The organism is Bacillus sp. FSL E2-0195, from assembly GCF_038003645.1.
GTDB classification, from domain to species: Bacteria; Bacillota; Bacilli; order Bacillales; family Bacillaceae_G; genus Bacillus_A; species Bacillus_A mycoides.
On the sequence record NZ_JBBOPN010000001.1, the window covers coordinates 1664592 to 1679457 of the forward strand.

The window sequence follows — 14866 nt, forward strand, 5'->3', positions numbered from 1 at the left end:
TTTTGTGTAACCAGCTTTATTATTTCATAGAAATTATTTTTTGTATTTCTTTCATTGGACGGAGCCAGTTTTGAGACATCATTTGTTCCATTCGTTTTTCATCCTGTTTTTGTAGTGCTTGAATTATAGAGTGATGTTCTTTAATAGATTGACTTGCAGGCACGAAGTTTTGGAAAAATAAATATTCAAGGCGTAAAATGTGAAGTTGCATATTTTCTAGAAAAGGTTCAATATATCGGTTTTTAGCAATAGAAGTAATTGTATTGTGAAATCGTATATCTAGTTCTAAAGCTTTTTTTGAATCTTTTTCATGTATAGATTGTTGAAAAGCATCATTTATTTCGGAAAGTAGTTTAATATCAGCGTCTGTAACTTTTTGAAGTGCTTGCTTTCCTATAATTGAGTGAAGACCAGCTATCGTCTCATAAATGATAGATACGTCGTCTAACTTAATAGGCGCGATTTTCGTTTTTTGCCCAGGTACCATTTCAACTAATCCAGAAAGCTCTAAAATTTGTAAAGCTTCTCTAACAGGTGTTCTGCTTACTCCTAGTGCTTCTGCCAATTCCCCATCATTTATTTTTTCATCAGGTCGTAAAACACCTTCTATAATCCAATCTTGCAGTTGATTTAAAACGAGTGACTTTGCTGAAACTCTTCCTGGTTTTTTATAATTTTGAGGGACAGGCATAGTGAATTCAATCCTTTCATTGTATATGTTTCTTTTTCGTATTAACAAGCTTTAATTTTGGTTTTCCTTTATCCGGTTTTTGGCTTAATATGAGCACCATTACAATTACACAAAAAGCACCTAATAACTGAAAAGATTGAAACGGTACGTGCAAAATAAGCACAGAAGAAATAATAGCTGCGAGTGGTTCTGTACAGCCAAATAATGTTGTTTCTTTAGGCGTAAGGTATCTTATGCTATCTAAGTATAAATAAAATGCGATGAGTGTCCCGAAAATGACGACAAATGTAATGAGCGGGAGGGTACTTAGTTTTACATATTTCATAGTTGATAATAAAATGAATTCGTTTGTGGAAATAAAGTGTAAAATCGTTACGCCAATCCCCCCAATGATCATCCCCCATCCAACGATAACGGATGAAGACCACTTTTCTAACAATTCTTTTGAATACAAACTATAAAATGCAAGAGATAGTCCAGATAAAATGCCCCAAATGATAGCAGGTGTAGATACAGCTAAGTTATGAACAGAACCGTTTGTTAATAGGAGAAAGGTCCCTACTAATGAGAGGGTAATTGAAATATAATCAATTTTTGATGGACGAACGCTCCATTTGAAAAGTAAGTATACAGTGATAAATATAGGGGCTAAATATTGTAACAAAGTTGCAACAGCAGCGTTTCCTTCTTTAATAGAAGCGAAGTACGTGTACTGTACAGCAAGCATGCCTAAAAGACCGAACAAAATTATCTTATTTGCATCAGACTTTCGTTTCCAAATTCCAAATATTTCTTTTTTGTTCGCTCCGAATGATGATATAATGAGCAAAATAGCACCGGATATAAGCAAACGGATTGTAACTAACCATTCAGTAGAAACGTTTTCGTATTGAAAAAGTTGTTGCGCAGCTGTTCCGGACAATCCCCATAAACAAGCACCGATTATGACCATTATAATTCCTTTTAATCGATTTGGATCCATAAAATATATAGTCCTCCTTTCAAAAAAATATATATTAGATACAATATGCAATATATCACGAAATGGAGTGTTAATAAACTGAAATTTCTAATTAAAAATAAAATTGTTTAGTAAGAACGATCATCTTTTTTGTGTATAGTAAAATATCGTAGGGGAGAGTTATATGCTAGCAGGATTTTTGGTTTGTTTATTTGTTGGATTACTTATCATTTTTTTAGGCTATCAAATACATGTGAAAAAGAGATTGTTTTTGTTGGCAGGCTATCAGGAAGAAACGTTTGTTGGAGATAAAAATAAATTAGCGAAGCTTTCAGGTGTGTTTTCCTATATAGTCGGAGTTGCTACTATACTATTACCGTTTGGCTTAGAAAAAATAGGTGATGTAGTTGGTATCGTATATGCTATCTTAATTGTTTTAGGTACAATTGTGTTTCTTATTAAAGCAAATATGTTAAATAAGAGTACTACAAAGTGAAAAAGGCTCCATGCTACGGAAGCCTTTTTATTATGAAGTGAAAGTAAAAGCGGGAATAGGATCAACAAATGTATTTCAATCTTGTTTCATTTCTTTTTCTGTTAATAGAACGATTCATATCGATGCCGATAAATACAAGTTCAGTTATTTGATCTCCATATCGTTCATCCAAGTTTTTCAATGCTTCTGGTTCTAAGGAATGCTATTTCCACTTGTGAAAATAAGTAAAGTAGAGAAGATTAAGAAGCCAGCAAATCCATATGTATATGATGCTTTACCCCAATAAGAATGGGGTAATTCTTCATCTTTTTATGAAATATAATCATAATCGCGGCGCCAAAAAAATAAAGATAAGAGTAATTTGGTTTGTTAAAAATATGTGTATAAGGAGATACGTGATGAACTGGGTTACTCATAAACCATCGTTTGAATTTGAAAATTTTAGTCCTATTATTCGGTCACAATCTGCGTGGAGTGGGCATTTAGATTTCGCATATGATTTAGTAAGATTTGAAGAACCAGCAACTTTAGTTGAGTTAGGTACGCATTTAGGTGCTTCCTTTTTTAGTTTTTGCCAGGGGGTAAAAGATGGTGGGTTAGCCACAAAATGTTTTGCTGTAGATACTTGGGCTGGAGATGGGCATACAGGTCCATATGGAGAAGGGGTTTTTCAAATAGTAGAAAAAGTGGTGAGGGATAACTACCTGAATATAGGGAATTTAATTCGGTCTACTTTTGATGATGCTCTGGATGAGTTTCAAGATGAAACGATAAATCTTTTGCATATTGATGGCTATCATACGTATGAAGCTGTTTCTCATGATTATAAAACATGGTTACCTAAAGTTGCGAAAAACGGTATTGTATTATTTCATGATATTGAAGTTAAAAACGGTGATTTCGGTGTGTATAAGTTTTGGGATGAGGTCAAGGTGAAATACCCTCATTTTCAGTTTGGGCATTCATATGGACTCGGAGTTTTATTTCCGAAAGGTTGTAGCGATAAGTTTTCGGAAATACTTAAAAATAAAGAAGAGATACAAAATATGTATAAATAAAAGAGGCGCATGCATCGATTAAATGATGTGTGCTCTTTTTTTATGTGGAAATATATTATTACATATGAGGTGAAAGCGGTAGTAAAAAGTTTTGTTGAGGCAAATATTAAAAAGGTTATTATGGGTTAATAATTAGTGGGGATGGATAAAACCCTCATTGATTAAAGTTTTATTTCATTAGGTGTTTTTATCTAAATAAATAAAAATACAACATTTTTTATATTTTTCATTGCGAAAAGCGCAATCTACTTTTACAATAGAAAGGGTTGTGAATATATTATACTGAAAAAATAAATCGAAATAATATGAAAATTTTGTTTTGTCTTCGCTAATTGTATACTACATACACGTAAGACTACATACATCATGTTATCGACTTGTAAGGAGAGAAAAAAATGAAAAGTGTAAGATTACCATCGATGCTAGAAATTATTATTCTTTTATGCCTATTTCTTGCTGTCGTCTTTTCCTTCCAAACGATTTTTGATCTCCCAATTCAATTAGCGCTATTTATTTCATGGTTTTTAGTTATTGCGCTTGGATTAAGATTAGGATTTCGTTATCAAGAATTGCAAGATGCAATTACGAAAGGGATTTCTAATGGATTAGAAGCAATTCTTATTTTAGTTGCAGTTGGGGCTTTAATTGGAACGTGGATTGCTGGTGGGGTTGTACCTACATTAATTTATTATGGATTAGAATTCATTCACCCTAGCATATTCTTATTGGCAACTTTAATTATTTGTTCAATCACTTCTATCGCGACAGGAACATCATGGGGAACAGTTGGAACTGCAGGTATTGCTATGATGGCGATAGGTGAAGGGCTTGGATTACCACTTCCGCTTGTTGCGGGTGCAGTCCTTTCAGGAGCTTATTTCGGAGACAAATTATCACCACTTTCTGATAGCACAGTTCTTGCAGCTTCTATGGCGAAAGTAGATGTTATCGCTCACGTTCGAGCTATGCTCGTATTAGACGTTCCAGCTTATATTATTACCAGCATTATGTTTACTGTTGCTGGATGGATGTATGGCGGGGATAATGTAGATTTAAATAGAGTTGAGTTTTTAAAAGAATCTTTATTAAAGCACTTTGATATTAAAATATGGATGCTTGTTCCAGCGGTAATTGTTATTGTGCTATTGGCGATGAAGAAACCATCTATGCCAACAATTGCTATGGGAGCTTTAATTGGTGCAATTTGGGCAACACTTTTCCAAGGAATGAACTTTGGAGAGGCAATTGGAACAGCATATAACGGATTCTCAATTCAATCTGGTGTCGAGTTTGTCGATAAGTTATTAAACCGTGGTGGAATTAATGGTATGCTTGGTTCAGTAGCTGTTATTATTTTCGGATTAGGTTTTGGTGGATTACTTGAAAAGTTAGGTGTTCTAAAGGTAATCGTATCGAAATTTGAGAAGAAATTAAATTCTGCAGGTAATGTAACATTGTCTACATTAATCGTTGCATTTTTAGCTAACATATTTGGTTGTGCGATGTACGTATCACTTATTTTAACACCAAAAATTATGGAAGATAGCTATGATAAATTAAAAATAGATCGCCGCGTATTAGCACGTAACTCAGAAGTAGGTGGAACTTTGACTTCTGGTATGGTTCCATGGTCTGATAATGGTATTTTTATGGCTGGTATTTTAGGTGTATCAACATTATCATACGTTCCATTTATGTGGCTAAGCTTCGTATCACTCATTTTAGCAGTTATTTATGGATATACAGGCAAGTTCATTTGGTATGTAGATGATGCGGATAAAGGAAAGCAAGCATCATAAAAAAATTACCTTCTGCGGTGGCGGAAGGTAATTTTTTTTATATGTATTAATGAGAATTCTTATCATTTGATAGAAAGTCTGTTAAAATAAAAGATGTAGGTATTTTATTTTCAAGGGGATGAAAAAATGGAGTACAGAATTGAAAGAGATACATTAGGAGAAATGAAAGTTCCAGCTGATAAATTATGGGCAGCACAAACGCAGCGTAGTAAGGAAAATTTTCCGATTGGAACAGAGCATATGCCGCTTGAAATTGTAAAAGCATTTGCGATTTTAAAGAAGAGTGCAGCGCTTAGTAATCAAAAATTAGGAAAGCTATCAGAAGAGAAGACGCAAGCAATTGTGGAAGCTGCTGATGAAGTTATCGCAGAAAAATGGAATGAACATTTTCCACTTGTCGTATGGCAAACGGGTAGTGGTACACAATCGAATATGAATGTAAATGAAGTAATTGCAAACCGCGGTAATCAAATTTTGAAAGAAAAGGGATCTGACGTACATATTCATCCGAATGATGACGTGAACATGTCTCAAAGTTCAAATGATACGTTCCCAACAGCACTTCATGTAGCGTGTGTAATTGCGGTAGAAAACCATGTATTGCCAGCTATTACGAAATTAAAAGAAACATTAGCAGAAAAAGTAACTGCATTTGAACATATTATTAAAATCGGTCGTACGCATTTACAAGATGCAACACCTTTAACGTTAGGACAAGAAATTAGCGGATGGCACCGTATGCTTGAAAAAACAGAGCGTATGATTGCAGATAGCAATACATATATGAAAGAATTAGCAATTGGTGGTACTGCGGTTGGAACTGGAATTAATGCGCACCCTAAATTTGGTGAGATGGTAGCAGAAGAAATTAGTCTGTTTACAGGTAAACAATTTGTTTCTGCACCAAATAAATTCCATGCGTTAACGAGCCATGATGAAGTTGTATTTGCACATGGAGCATTAAAAGCATTAGCTGCTGATTTAATGAAGATAGCTAACGATGTGCGCTGGCTTGCAAGTGGTCCACGAAGTGGTCTTGGGGAAATTATTATCCCTGCAAATGAACCAGGAAGCTCTATTATGCCAGGTAAAGTAAATCCAACGCAAAGTGAAGCATTAACAATGGTTGTAGCACAAGTTATGGGGAATGACACAACAATCGGATTTGCTGCGAGCCAAGGTAATTTTGAGCTAAACGTATTCAAACCAGTTATTGCTTACAACTTCCTGCAATCTGCTCACTTATTAGCTGATGCAACCGTTTCGTTTAATGATAAATGTGCAGTTGGTATTGAAGCAGATGAAGAAGTAATTAATGAAAATGTAAATCGTTCATTAATGCTTGTAACAGCGCTAAACCCACATATCGGGTATGAAAATGCCGCGAAAATTGCAAAGCATGCCCATAAAGAAGGGTTAACTTTAAAAGAAGCAGCATTGCAATCTGGACTACTAACAGAAGAGCAATTTGATGAGATTGTAGATCCGAAAAAAATGATTGCTCCGAAAGAATAATAGAAGAGGCCAAGATTCTTAATTTAGAATCTTGGCTTTTTTATCCCGCTATTTGCCGGGCAGTAAAACTCCTACCTCAAAATTCGGCTGAAGCAAAGAAGTTAGGTGGGAGCCCTGCTGCCCATAAACGCCCGATTGGTGAAGGCTAATAATCAGTGGGGGATGAACAAAACCTCCACTGATTAAAGTTTCACTTTATCGCATATTAATTTTTAATTCCTTGCGGAAAAGTAAATACACATAAAGGGTCATATTTTTTACTGATTTTTCTTAATTTGTTCGCATGTGTCCCGTAATAAGCGTTCATATAATCTTTCAAATCGCTGTATGGGAAATTGATGAATGAGCCTTCTGTTATAGATTCTATATAGTCAAATCGGCTTTCTAACCATTGGGAATTATCCTTTTTAACAATCGGATCTTCCCATATAGTTTGGATTCCTAGAATATAATGTGCATCGCGGTAATAAAAAGCGCTCGCATCTTTACCTACATCTTGAATTTTTCCTCCAAGGGGGTAGAGACTTATAGCTGCAAAAATACTACCGGAAGCTCTATCTTCAATAAGACTAATAATTTTTTCGATTTCTTCCTCGTTATATTGTTTATGAACGAACCGGCCTATAGATTTAAATTGTTCAGACGAGGGATATGAAGATTCTACAATGGCCATTGCTTCAAGAAAACTGATATATTGTAAATTCATCTTCACCCCGTTTATATTGAGTAAATCTTGTAGAATGAACGCTGCATCTTCTGGGGTACCGTAATATAAACCTCGTCCATATATTGCAAGTCCTTCCACAGCAGAGTTGTATATGCTCGCACCGATTGTCATCTTACTATTTAAATTTACTAGCCAGCTTTGCCATGTGTGAAGAAATTCCTTTTGGATGTCTACTGAAGCGTTAGGCCAATATAGTTCAACGAAAGTAACTTTATCAACTATTGGAGGGAGCTTAAAAGTTAGCGAAACAACGATGCCAAAATTTCCGCCACCTGCCCCGCGACAAGCCCAAAATAAGTCTTTATGGCAAGTTTCATTAGCTGTAATTACTTTACCTTTATAGTCAATTAATTCTAACTCTATTAAATTGTCACAACCAAGGCCGAGATACCTACTAGAATAGCCCCAACCGCCACCTAAAGTGTATCCACTTACTCCAACAGTTGGACAAGTTCCTCCTGGAAATGGATAACCTTTTGAAGAGATAAAGTCATAGATTTGTTTATTTTGAGCACCACCTTGAATGACTAATGTATTTTTATGTTCATTAAGCTGCATACAGTTCATTTTACTTATATCAATTACGAGGACATTGTTTCCGACAGAATATCCTTCGTAATGGTGTCCACCAGAACGAATGCGAATAGCAATTTCATTTTTTCTCGCCCAAATAATCGCATTACTAACATCCCATTTCGTAAAACAATAAATGATAGCTAAAGGAAACTTTTGAATAGCCCGATTCCATTCTTGTCTAGCTTCTTCGTACTCACAATCATATCTTGTAATAATTTCACCTGTTAATCCTTCATAACTTAACTCATACATAATAAGCACCTTTCATTCATTTTGTGTAGTAGTTTGTTTTTCTAGAAATAGTGTATGTTCGTATCGTTTGTTTGTGATGAAGGCGTAGTATCTTTATGTAATAAAAAATAGACTAACTATTGGGGAGTTAGCCTGAGGGGAGAATAAATTTGTAAACGGCGGTTTTACTTGGGGAGGATATTCAATTCTTATATAGTTATCCTAATAGCATTGAACTGTCTCAAACAAAATTATTCATTTGAGGTGCTATTGATTATTTTCACATTTGGCCAGTTTTCTTTTAAGAGTGAAATGAATTTCTCCTCTTCTTGTGGTACGAAAGATGTTACTGAGTCGAATAAATTATAATGAACTTCTATTTGTTGTCTTGTCCAATTTTCTGAACGAAGCTTTTTACCAGAGTATTTAATGTGGCGTATATTTTTAAATGGAATTTCAGTACGGAGTATGAAACCATGTTTAACAATAAGGGCAGATTCCGTTATTTTGTAATGAGAAAAATAGAAAGAAGAGAGATTCACGATATTTAAGAGCATCATGAGAGTGAAAAAAATAGAATTCTCATTTTGAAAGAATAGAGAAATGAAAAAAACGACTAAAAACAATGAGATTAAAATGATATGAAATGGATTTTTTTTCGCTTTAAATTTCAAGTAAATCACCTCGGTATACCAGTCATTAAAATAATTAAATCACAATATTGTAATGAAACGTAAGAATATGCAACATTACATATTCTTACGTTTCATTATTCGTGTAAACTTTTTTTGATGAGGTAAATTTGAATGGAGTTTTCAAAAGTGGAGTTGCATAAAATGATTTGCAGAAAAAGTATTAAAGTAATAGTCATAATTAGTTGTATGATGATTAGTGGTTGTTCAAATAGATTCGTTGAGGATGGAAATCGAAAACATGTATTTGTAAAAGCAAGTAAAGTTTTAGTAGAGGTTGTTTATAAAATATATAAAAGGTAAAAGGTGTTTTCGTATATGGAAACACCTTTTTTGTAGTTAAAATTGAATGCTGAAGTTTTGGAATGTGTGAATGCCGGTTCCATGTTGAATTAGGTTTGTAGCACTTAAATATTGAACAGCATATTTCACATCTTAATAATAAGTGGTTTCTAAAAACACATTCGCTGTTTGTTGGGATAAGTCCTTTTTATAACGTGTAAATAGATATTTTTATAAAAGTTTGTAAAATAGGTAAACGAAATATTGAATTGTTTGCTTTTTGTATGGTAAGATGATGGAGTGGTAATAAACGGTATCGTAATTTGTTTATGGTTTTAATAAACCCTTTGGAGGAATGTTTAGTATGAGTGATATTTCAGAGAAGTTTTGGGATGCGTCGATAGAGGAATTGAAGAAAGGGTATGTATTTGACGAGGAAGCAGAGGAGTATGTTTGTTTAGCTTGTGGAGAAACGTTTATTAAAGGGGTTATTTATCAAGAAAATCAAGTTTTGTATGAAGCAGAGAAGTTTGTACAGTTGCATATTCAAAATGAGCATACATCTATGTTTGAATATTTATTAAATCTTGATAAAAAGTTTACAGGCTTAACTGATTTGCAAAAGAAAATGGTTCAGTTTTTCCATATGGGACTTAACGATAAAGAGATTGTAAAAGAAATGGATGGCGGGAGCACATCGACGATTCGCAATCATCGATTTACATTGCGCGAGAAAATGAAGCAAGCGAAAGTATTTTTAGCGTTAATGGAATTGTCAGAAGAAAAATCAAAAGTTCAAACAAAATTTGTACCGATTCATAGAACAGCTACGATGGTGGATGATAGATACAATATTACAGAGGAAGAAAATGCTGAAGTTTTAACAGTGCATTTTACAGAAGGTTTGGATGGACCGCTTTCTAAATTTCCGAAAAAGCAAAAGCGTAAATTGATTATATTACGTCATTTAGTGAAGAAATTCGATAGTAATAAAAAGTATACTGAAAAAGAAGTGAATACAGTTTTAGAAAATATATATCCGGATTTTGTAACTTTGAGAAGATATTTAATCGAATATGGTTTTTTAGATAGAACAGCTGATGGAAGCCAATATTGGGTGAAGTTATAAGAATGAAGAGAAGAAAATGAATAGATGCACATAATAAAAACAACTATACAAAGAGATAGAGGATTACAGATACGAAAAATATGTTAAAGTTCTATGATGAATTTGAAAATAGTGAGTGGAAGAGGCAATTACTTTGACGAGCAAACAGTATAGAAATGGTTGGAGTAATTACAACTATTTGAGCACGGATTTAACTGTGCAGATTTTAAATAAAAGGAGAAATGAAATTTGAAACCACCTACAGATAACAATAAAGAAGGTGTAGAGTCGCAGAAGTCAGAAACAGAACATAAGCCGATATGGAAATCGATGTCCATGTTTTTAGTGCCGTTACTTTTAAGTAATGTATTACAATCAGTTGGACAGTTATTTGGAATGGTAGTAGTAGGAAGATGGCTTGGCGTAAATGATCTAGCAGCTATATCGGCATTTTTCCCGTTATTTTTCCTACTCGTTTCATTTGTAATTGGAATTGGTTCTGGTAGTTCAATTTTAATTGGTCAGGCATTTGGTGCTAAAAATGAGGAGCGCTTAAAAGCTATCGTTGGTACGACGCTTACGTTTACTTTTATTATCGGAGTCGTGTTGGCGATAATAGGTAGTATTTTTGCGATGGATATTATGCGTCTTATGGGAACGCCAGAAAATATTATTGAAATAAGTGTGCATTACGCAAGAATTTTATTTATATCTATGCCAGTGTTATTCTTATATTTTGCATATACAACATTTATGAGAGGTACAGGAGATTCAAAAACGCCATTTTACTTTTTAATCGTAAGTACAGCGCTAAATATGATTTTATTACCAATTCTTATTTTTGGCTGGTTAGGAGCTCCGAAATTAGATGTTTACGGAGCAGCCTATGCTTCAGTTATATCTACAGTTATTACGTTTATTGTCATGCTAGTGTATTTAAAGAAGAAAAATCATCCACTACAATTAGACGGGACAGTAAGAAAATATCTTCGTATGGACTGGGAGTTATTAAAACTATTGTTACGCCTCGGTATTCCAGCGAGTATTAATATGATATTAGTTTCATTATCAGAGATCGCGGTAATCGCATTTGTAAATCGGTACGGTTCAGATGCAACAGCGGCGTATGGTGTTGTGAACCAAGTTGCAAGTTATGTACAAATGCCAGCGGTTAGCCTCGGCATTACCGTATCAATTTTTGCAGCGCAATCAATTGGTGCGAACCAATTTGATCGATTACAGAAAGTTGTTAAGGCCGGAATTATTATGAATTATATCATTGGTGGTGTATTAATATCTCTTATTTACTTGTTCTCAAGAGATATTTTAGCACTATTTTTAACAAGTCAAAATACAATTGACATTGCTCATAGTCTAATCATGATTACATTATGGAGCTACTTAATTTTCGGTCATGCACAAATTATTAGTGCGACAATGCGAGCAAGTGGTACTGTACTATGGCCAACTGTAATCAGTGTTGTATCAATTTGGCTTGTTGAAGTACCTGTGGCGTATTATCTTTCTTACCATACGAGCCTTGGAATAGAAGGGATATGGATTGGGTATCCAGCTGCATTCATCGTCAGCTTAATATTACAGTATGCATATTATAAGCTTTCATGGCAGAAGAAACGAATTACACGATTAGTGAGTTAAAAGATGAAAATGTCCCTAAGTCATTATACTTAGGGACATTTTTTTATGAATGCTTATAAATAACTTTTTAAAGTTATGTCAAAATGTTGTCTAATGAGTTCTCCATTATTCATATAAAACTCCCAAGCTGTATCTGGCTCACCGATAATTTCAAATGAACCTTCTGTAATATATAAAGCGCAATTATCTTCTAATGCAATACCTTCTATATTACCTTGGTGAGTTTGTAAAAACGTATGGAAGGCATTCATTCTATTTAATTGATTGTAATGGGGACAAAATCTTTTGTTAACAATACCCCAGCCACTACTTTCTATATAACCGGAACCTTCATAATCTGAACGAATGCTAGATGTGAACCAGCACATAGCACCGGCACTATATCCTGCAATAAGTGTTCCACGTTTTAAAGCAAATAGTAACTTTTCATCTAGTTTATGTTCTTTCCATTGTTCAAGCATGTGAACGTAATTTCCACCGCCAAGGTAAATTAAATCGGCAGAATGAATCATCTCATCTATTTCATATTTAGTAGGTGTTTCGGTAGAAATGCGTAAAATTTGAACCTCACAATGTAATTGCTTTTCAAATGTTGCTAAAAATAACTTTATATATCCTTCATCATCACGACTAGCTGTAGGAATGAATAATACTTTTGGGTATTGTTTATTCGTTAATTCTATAAGTCGTTCATTAATATGCAAGTGATTTGGATCTTGTAAATCACCGCCACCAATGACTGCTAATTTCATAGTAAAGCACCACCTAATAATATTTGTTATGTAAAAATTCGATAGTGGGGAGTTACATTCCTTCTGTGATTTAATGAATAAGGGGAAATAAAGTGAACAATATATTGAAATAGCATAAGGAGTCGATAGCTGTGGATAGAAAGGAATTAGAAGCAGTTTAGCCCGCTATTTGCGGGCAGTAAACTCCCGTCTCAAAATTCGATTGGAGCAAAGCAGTTAGGCGGGAGCCCTGCTGCCCGTAAACGCCCGATTGGTGTGGGCTAATAATCAATGGGGGATGAACACCCCCCATTGATTAAAGTTTCACTTTATTGATATATAATACTGGAAAATATTGTTTCAAAATATGGGAACAATATGTTTAAATGAATATAACGACGTACTAATGAATGTTGAAAGAGTATTTATATTTAAAAAGTACAGGGAATACCAAAAGTTTTACAAAAGTGTTTTTTACTTTTTATAGGAACTTATTTTATAATATAGTTAAATTATATTAATATATTTATTAGCGTAGACTAAAAAGAGGGAGCGTGAAAGAGTGGATTTTCGATTTGAGTTCGCAGCGAAGGTGAAAGAATATTTAGATGATGAAAAAGATGAAAAAATAATAAAAGATGGACACAGAGATATAATTTATAAATATTTATATCCGTTAGAGAGTGAAATTGGAATTTTTAAAAACCCTAACTTTACTTTTTTTGCATCAGGAAGACGTTCACATATAGTATTAGAAAATATTGAATTTAAAACAGAAGTAAACGTAGAAAGTAATATAATTGAAATTACAAAAATAGTGGATAATGTGGTGATTCCATTAGATACTATCGTAGCTAAAGATCGGGAATTATTTGCACTTGGGCGTAATGAGAAATTTAGTGTGCAAATATTAGAATATTATCTCTATGATACATTTGGAGAGAAGTTAGGTTTACAATGAATCGAACGTGGTACAGATAACTAATTAGTGGAGATTAGGATTCATTTAAGTATCAGTTAATATCATTTATGTTTGACCTTCTATATATTTTATACTACAATCTGTAGTGTGAAAGGGGCCATACGATGTTTACTCAAAACTACAAGTTAAATGAGCAAGGGTTAAATCACTTTTTCGGACCGCTTGAAGCGAAAATAATGGAAATTGTTTGGGCTACTGAGGGTATTACCATTAAAGATGTGCAACAGAGATTAAGTGAAGAATCCCCGGTGAATTTTAATACTGTAATGACAGTTATGAACAGATTAGTAGAGAAAGCACATTTAGAAAAGCATATTGTGAAAAGAAGTGGTATGTATCGTACTACACAAACGAAGGAAGAATTTTTATCTAATCAAACGAAGAAAATGACACAGGAATTAATGGGTGAATTTGGAGATCTTGTTGTGAACCATATGATAGATGAGTTAGAACAAGCTGATCCATCTTTAATAAAAAAATTAGAAGAGAAATTAAGTCGGCTAAAAAAAGAGGACCGATAAAATGAAGTGGCAAATGCGTAAAATCGTTTTGTTAGCAGTGACTATTAGTGTGCTTTTTTTAAGCATGTTAGTATACTACGTTACATACCCATTTCTTTTTCAAAATAAAGCATTTTTCCTTTCTCAATTTTGTTTATTTGAATTACAAAAACATATGAGGGAACTATCAATACTTCGTATAATGATAGCCGGATTACTGTTATTTACTGTAATCATTATGAGTAAAAGAATTTGGAAGCAATTTTTTTATAGTAAAAGATTGAAAAGAAATCTCGTGTCTATTACTAGAAAAGGAAAGCAAGTGTACGTATTATCAACGTTACAGATTACGGCATTTACAATTGGATTATTTCGACCGAAAATTGTCATTTCAGAAGGAATGTTTCAGGCATTTTCAGAGGAAGAAATTGATGCGATTGTATTACATGAGGAATATCATCAAAAAAATCGAGATCCATTAAAGTTATTTTTCTTTACATTGTTAGCTGAGGGAATGATGTATATTCCTATATTAAAAGGGATGTTGCAGCGTTATCATGTATATCAAGAGCTATCAGCAGATAAATATGCGATGCAAAAAATGAAATCTTCATTTGAGCTAGGTAGTGCATTATTAAAGTTAATTAAAATAAAGACGATGGAAAATCAATGTATTACAGCGTCGTTTGCGAAAACCGCAATTAATTTACGAATTGAGCAAGTGTTGAATGAGAAAGTTGTTAAGCTGAATATACCATTACATACAAATTCAGTATATGTAACGTTAGGGCTATTTTGTATGTCGATTGTACTTATTGTCGGAGAGTGCATATAGCCTCTTTTTTTAATAATTAACAC

At 33.7% G+C, this 14866-nt stretch carries 15 protein-coding genes and 2 pseudogenes; 11 read left to right on the forward strand and 6 right to left on the reverse strand.

The window, feature by feature from the left end; all coding sequences use genetic code 11:
* Positions 1 to 19: 19 nt before the first annotated feature.
* Both MHH59_RS08650 and MHH59_RS08655 read right to left on the reverse strand, forming a co-directional pair.
* On the reverse strand, positions 20 to 691 hold the full coding sequence (locus MHH59_RS08650; RefSeq protein WP_002030983.1) for a GntR family transcriptional regulator: 672 nt from the start codon (positions 689 to 691) through the stop codon (positions 20 to 22).
* Between the two features lie 16 nt (positions 692 to 707).
* Positions 708 to 1673 carry a DMT family transporter gene (locus tag MHH59_RS08655; protein ID WP_340851088.1) on the reverse strand — a complete coding sequence of 322 codons (966 nt, stop codon included), beginning with the start codon at positions 1671 to 1673 and terminating at the stop codon, positions 708 to 710.
* Positions 1674 to 1836: 163 nt separating this feature from the next.
* Here MHH59_RS08655 and MHH59_RS08660 point away from each other — a divergent pair, with 163 nt between their 5' ends.
* Positions 1837 to 2148, forward strand: a complete 312-nt coding sequence (locus MHH59_RS08660; RefSeq protein WP_002064702.1) for a DUF3784 domain-containing protein — start codon at positions 1837 to 1839, stop codon at positions 2146 to 2148.
* A gap of 75 nt (positions 2149 to 2223) precedes the next feature.
* On the opposite strand, the pseudogene MHH59_RS08665 reads toward MHH59_RS08660, so the two are convergent.
* A pseudogene (locus MHH59_RS08665) lies at positions 2224 to 2341 on the reverse strand (GTP-binding protein); the annotation flags it as partial.
* Between the two features lie 3 nt (positions 2342 to 2344).
* Here MHH59_RS08665 and MHH59_RS08670 point away from each other — a divergent pair.
* From MHH59_RS08670 to fumC, 4 genes and pseudogenes are all read left to right on the forward strand, one after another.
* Positions 2345 to 2434, forward strand: a pseudogene (locus tag MHH59_RS08670) (TIGR03943 family putative permease subunit); the annotation flags it as partial.
* Between the two features lie 112 nt (positions 2435 to 2546).
* Entirely contained in the window at positions 2547 to 3206 is a 660-nt protein-coding gene (locus MHH59_RS08675) for a class I SAM-dependent methyltransferase (protein WP_002030981.1), read from the forward strand.
* 395 nt (positions 3207 to 3601) lie between these two features.
* Entirely contained in the window at positions 3602 to 5005 is a 1404-nt protein-coding gene (gene nhaC / locus MHH59_RS08680) for a Na+/H+ antiporter NhaC (RefSeq protein WP_002126686.1), read from the forward strand.
* Between the two features lie 126 nt (positions 5006 to 5131).
* Positions 5132 to 6520, forward strand: a complete 1389-nt coding sequence (gene fumC, locus MHH59_RS08685; RefSeq protein ID WP_002035171.1) for a class II fumarate hydratase — start codon at positions 5132 to 5134, stop codon at positions 6518 to 6520.
* 205 nt (positions 6521 to 6725) lie between these two features.
* Here the strand turns inward: fumC and MHH59_RS08690 are convergent, their stop codons facing one another.
* Together MHH59_RS08690 and MHH59_RS08695 are read right to left on the reverse strand one after the other, a co-directional pair.
* On the reverse strand, positions 6726 to 8075 hold the full coding sequence (locus tag MHH59_RS08690) for an FAD-dependent oxidoreductase (RefSeq protein WP_201056001.1): 1350 nt from the start codon (positions 8073 to 8075) through the stop codon (positions 6726 to 6728).
* 230 nt (positions 8076 to 8305) lie between these two features.
* Positions 8306 to 8728 carry a PH domain-containing protein gene (locus MHH59_RS08695; RefSeq protein ID WP_201056003.1) on the reverse strand — a complete coding sequence of 141 codons (423 nt, stop codon included), beginning with the start codon at positions 8726 to 8728 and terminating at the stop codon, positions 8306 to 8308.
* A gap of 132 nt (positions 8729 to 8860) precedes the next feature.
* Between MHH59_RS08695 and MHH59_RS08700 the strand changes: the two genes are divergently transcribed.
* The 3 genes from MHH59_RS08700 to MHH59_RS08710 all read left to right on the forward strand — a co-directional run bounded on the left by MHH59_RS08700 (position 8861) and on the right by MHH59_RS08710 (position 11795).
* Complete coding sequence (locus MHH59_RS08700) at positions 8861 to 9049, forward strand: hypothetical protein (RefSeq protein ID WP_012260704.1); 189 nt, start codon at positions 8861 to 8863, stop codon at positions 9047 to 9049.
* 343 nt (positions 9050 to 9392) lie between these two features.
* Entirely contained in the window at positions 9393 to 10157 is a 765-nt protein-coding gene (locus MHH59_RS08705) for a DUF2087 domain-containing protein (RefSeq protein ID WP_002126691.1), read from the forward strand.
* Between the two features lie 228 nt (positions 10158 to 10385).
* Positions 10386 to 11795, forward strand: a complete 1410-nt coding sequence (locus MHH59_RS08710; protein WP_002086395.1) for an MATE family efflux transporter — start codon at positions 10386 to 10388, stop codon at positions 11793 to 11795.
* Between the two features lie 53 nt (positions 11796 to 11848).
* Here the strand turns inward: MHH59_RS08710 and MHH59_RS08715 are convergent, their stop codons facing one another.
* Positions 11849 to 12547, reverse strand: coding sequence for a peptidase E (locus MHH59_RS08715; RefSeq protein ID WP_002031081.1), 699 nt, complete (start codon positions 12545 to 12547; stop codon positions 11849 to 11851).
* A gap of 541 nt (positions 12548 to 13088) precedes the next feature.
* Here MHH59_RS08715 and MHH59_RS08720 point away from each other — a divergent pair.
* From MHH59_RS08720 to MHH59_RS08730, 3 genes are all read left to right on the forward strand, one after another.
* Positions 13089 to 13487, forward strand: a complete 399-nt coding sequence (locus MHH59_RS08720) for a DUF3942 family protein (protein ID WP_002031084.1) — start codon at positions 13089 to 13091, stop codon at positions 13485 to 13487.
* 125 nt (positions 13488 to 13612) lie between these two features.
* Entirely contained in the window at positions 13613 to 14029 is a 417-nt protein-coding gene (locus MHH59_RS08725; protein WP_002031086.1) for a BlaI/MecI/CopY family transcriptional regulator, read from the forward strand.
* A gap of 1 nt (position 14030) precedes the next feature.
* The gene (locus MHH59_RS08730) at positions 14031 to 14843 is read left to right on the forward strand and encodes a M56 family metallopeptidase (RefSeq protein ID WP_002126694.1); all 813 of its coding nucleotides are present in this window, start codon (positions 14031 to 14033) and stop codon (positions 14841 to 14843) included.
* Positions 14844 to 14866: the final 23 nt, after the last annotated feature.

Coding starts and splice junctions, on each gene's coding strand:
- MHH59_RS08650 (WP_002030983.1), bottom strand. CDS start 691: ATGCCTGTCCCTCAAAATTATAAAAAACCAGGAAGAGTTTCAGCAAAG.
- MHH59_RS08655 (WP_340851088.1), bottom strand. CDS start 1,673: ATGGATCCAAATCGATTAAAAGGAATTATAATGGTCATAATCGGTGCT.
- MHH59_RS08660 (WP_002064702.1), top strand. CDS start 1,837: ATGCTAGCAGGATTTTTGGTTTGTTTATTTGTTGGATTACTTATCATT.
- MHH59_RS08675 (WP_002030981.1), top strand. CDS start 2,547: ATGAACTGGGTTACTCATAAACCATCGTTTGAATTTGAAAATTTTAGT.
- nhaC (WP_002126686.1), top strand. CDS start 3,602: ATGAAAAGTGTAAGATTACCATCGATGCTAGAAATTATTATTCTTTTA.
- fumC (WP_002035171.1), top strand. CDS start 5,132: ATGGAGTACAGAATTGAAAGAGATACATTAGGAGAAATGAAAGTTCCA.
- MHH59_RS08690 (WP_201056001.1), bottom strand. CDS start 8,075: ATGTATGAGTTAAGTTATGAAGGATTAACAGGTGAAATTATTACAAGA.
- MHH59_RS08700 (WP_012260704.1), top strand. CDS start 8,861: ATGGAGTTTTCAAAAGTGGAGTTGCATAAAATGATTTGCAGAAAAAGT.
- MHH59_RS08705 (WP_002126691.1), top strand. CDS start 9,393: ATGAGTGATATTTCAGAGAAGTTTTGGGATGCGTCGATAGAGGAATTG.
- MHH59_RS08715 (WP_002031081.1), bottom strand. CDS start 12,547: ATGAAATTAGCAGTCATTGGTGGCGGTGATTTACAAGATCCAAATCAC.
- MHH59_RS08725 (WP_002031086.1), top strand. CDS start 13,613: ATGTTTACTCAAAACTACAAGTTAAATGAGCAAGGGTTAAATCACTTT.
- MHH59_RS08730 (WP_002126694.1), top strand. CDS start 14,031: ATGAAGTGGCAAATGCGTAAAATCGTTTTGTTAGCAGTGACTATTAGT.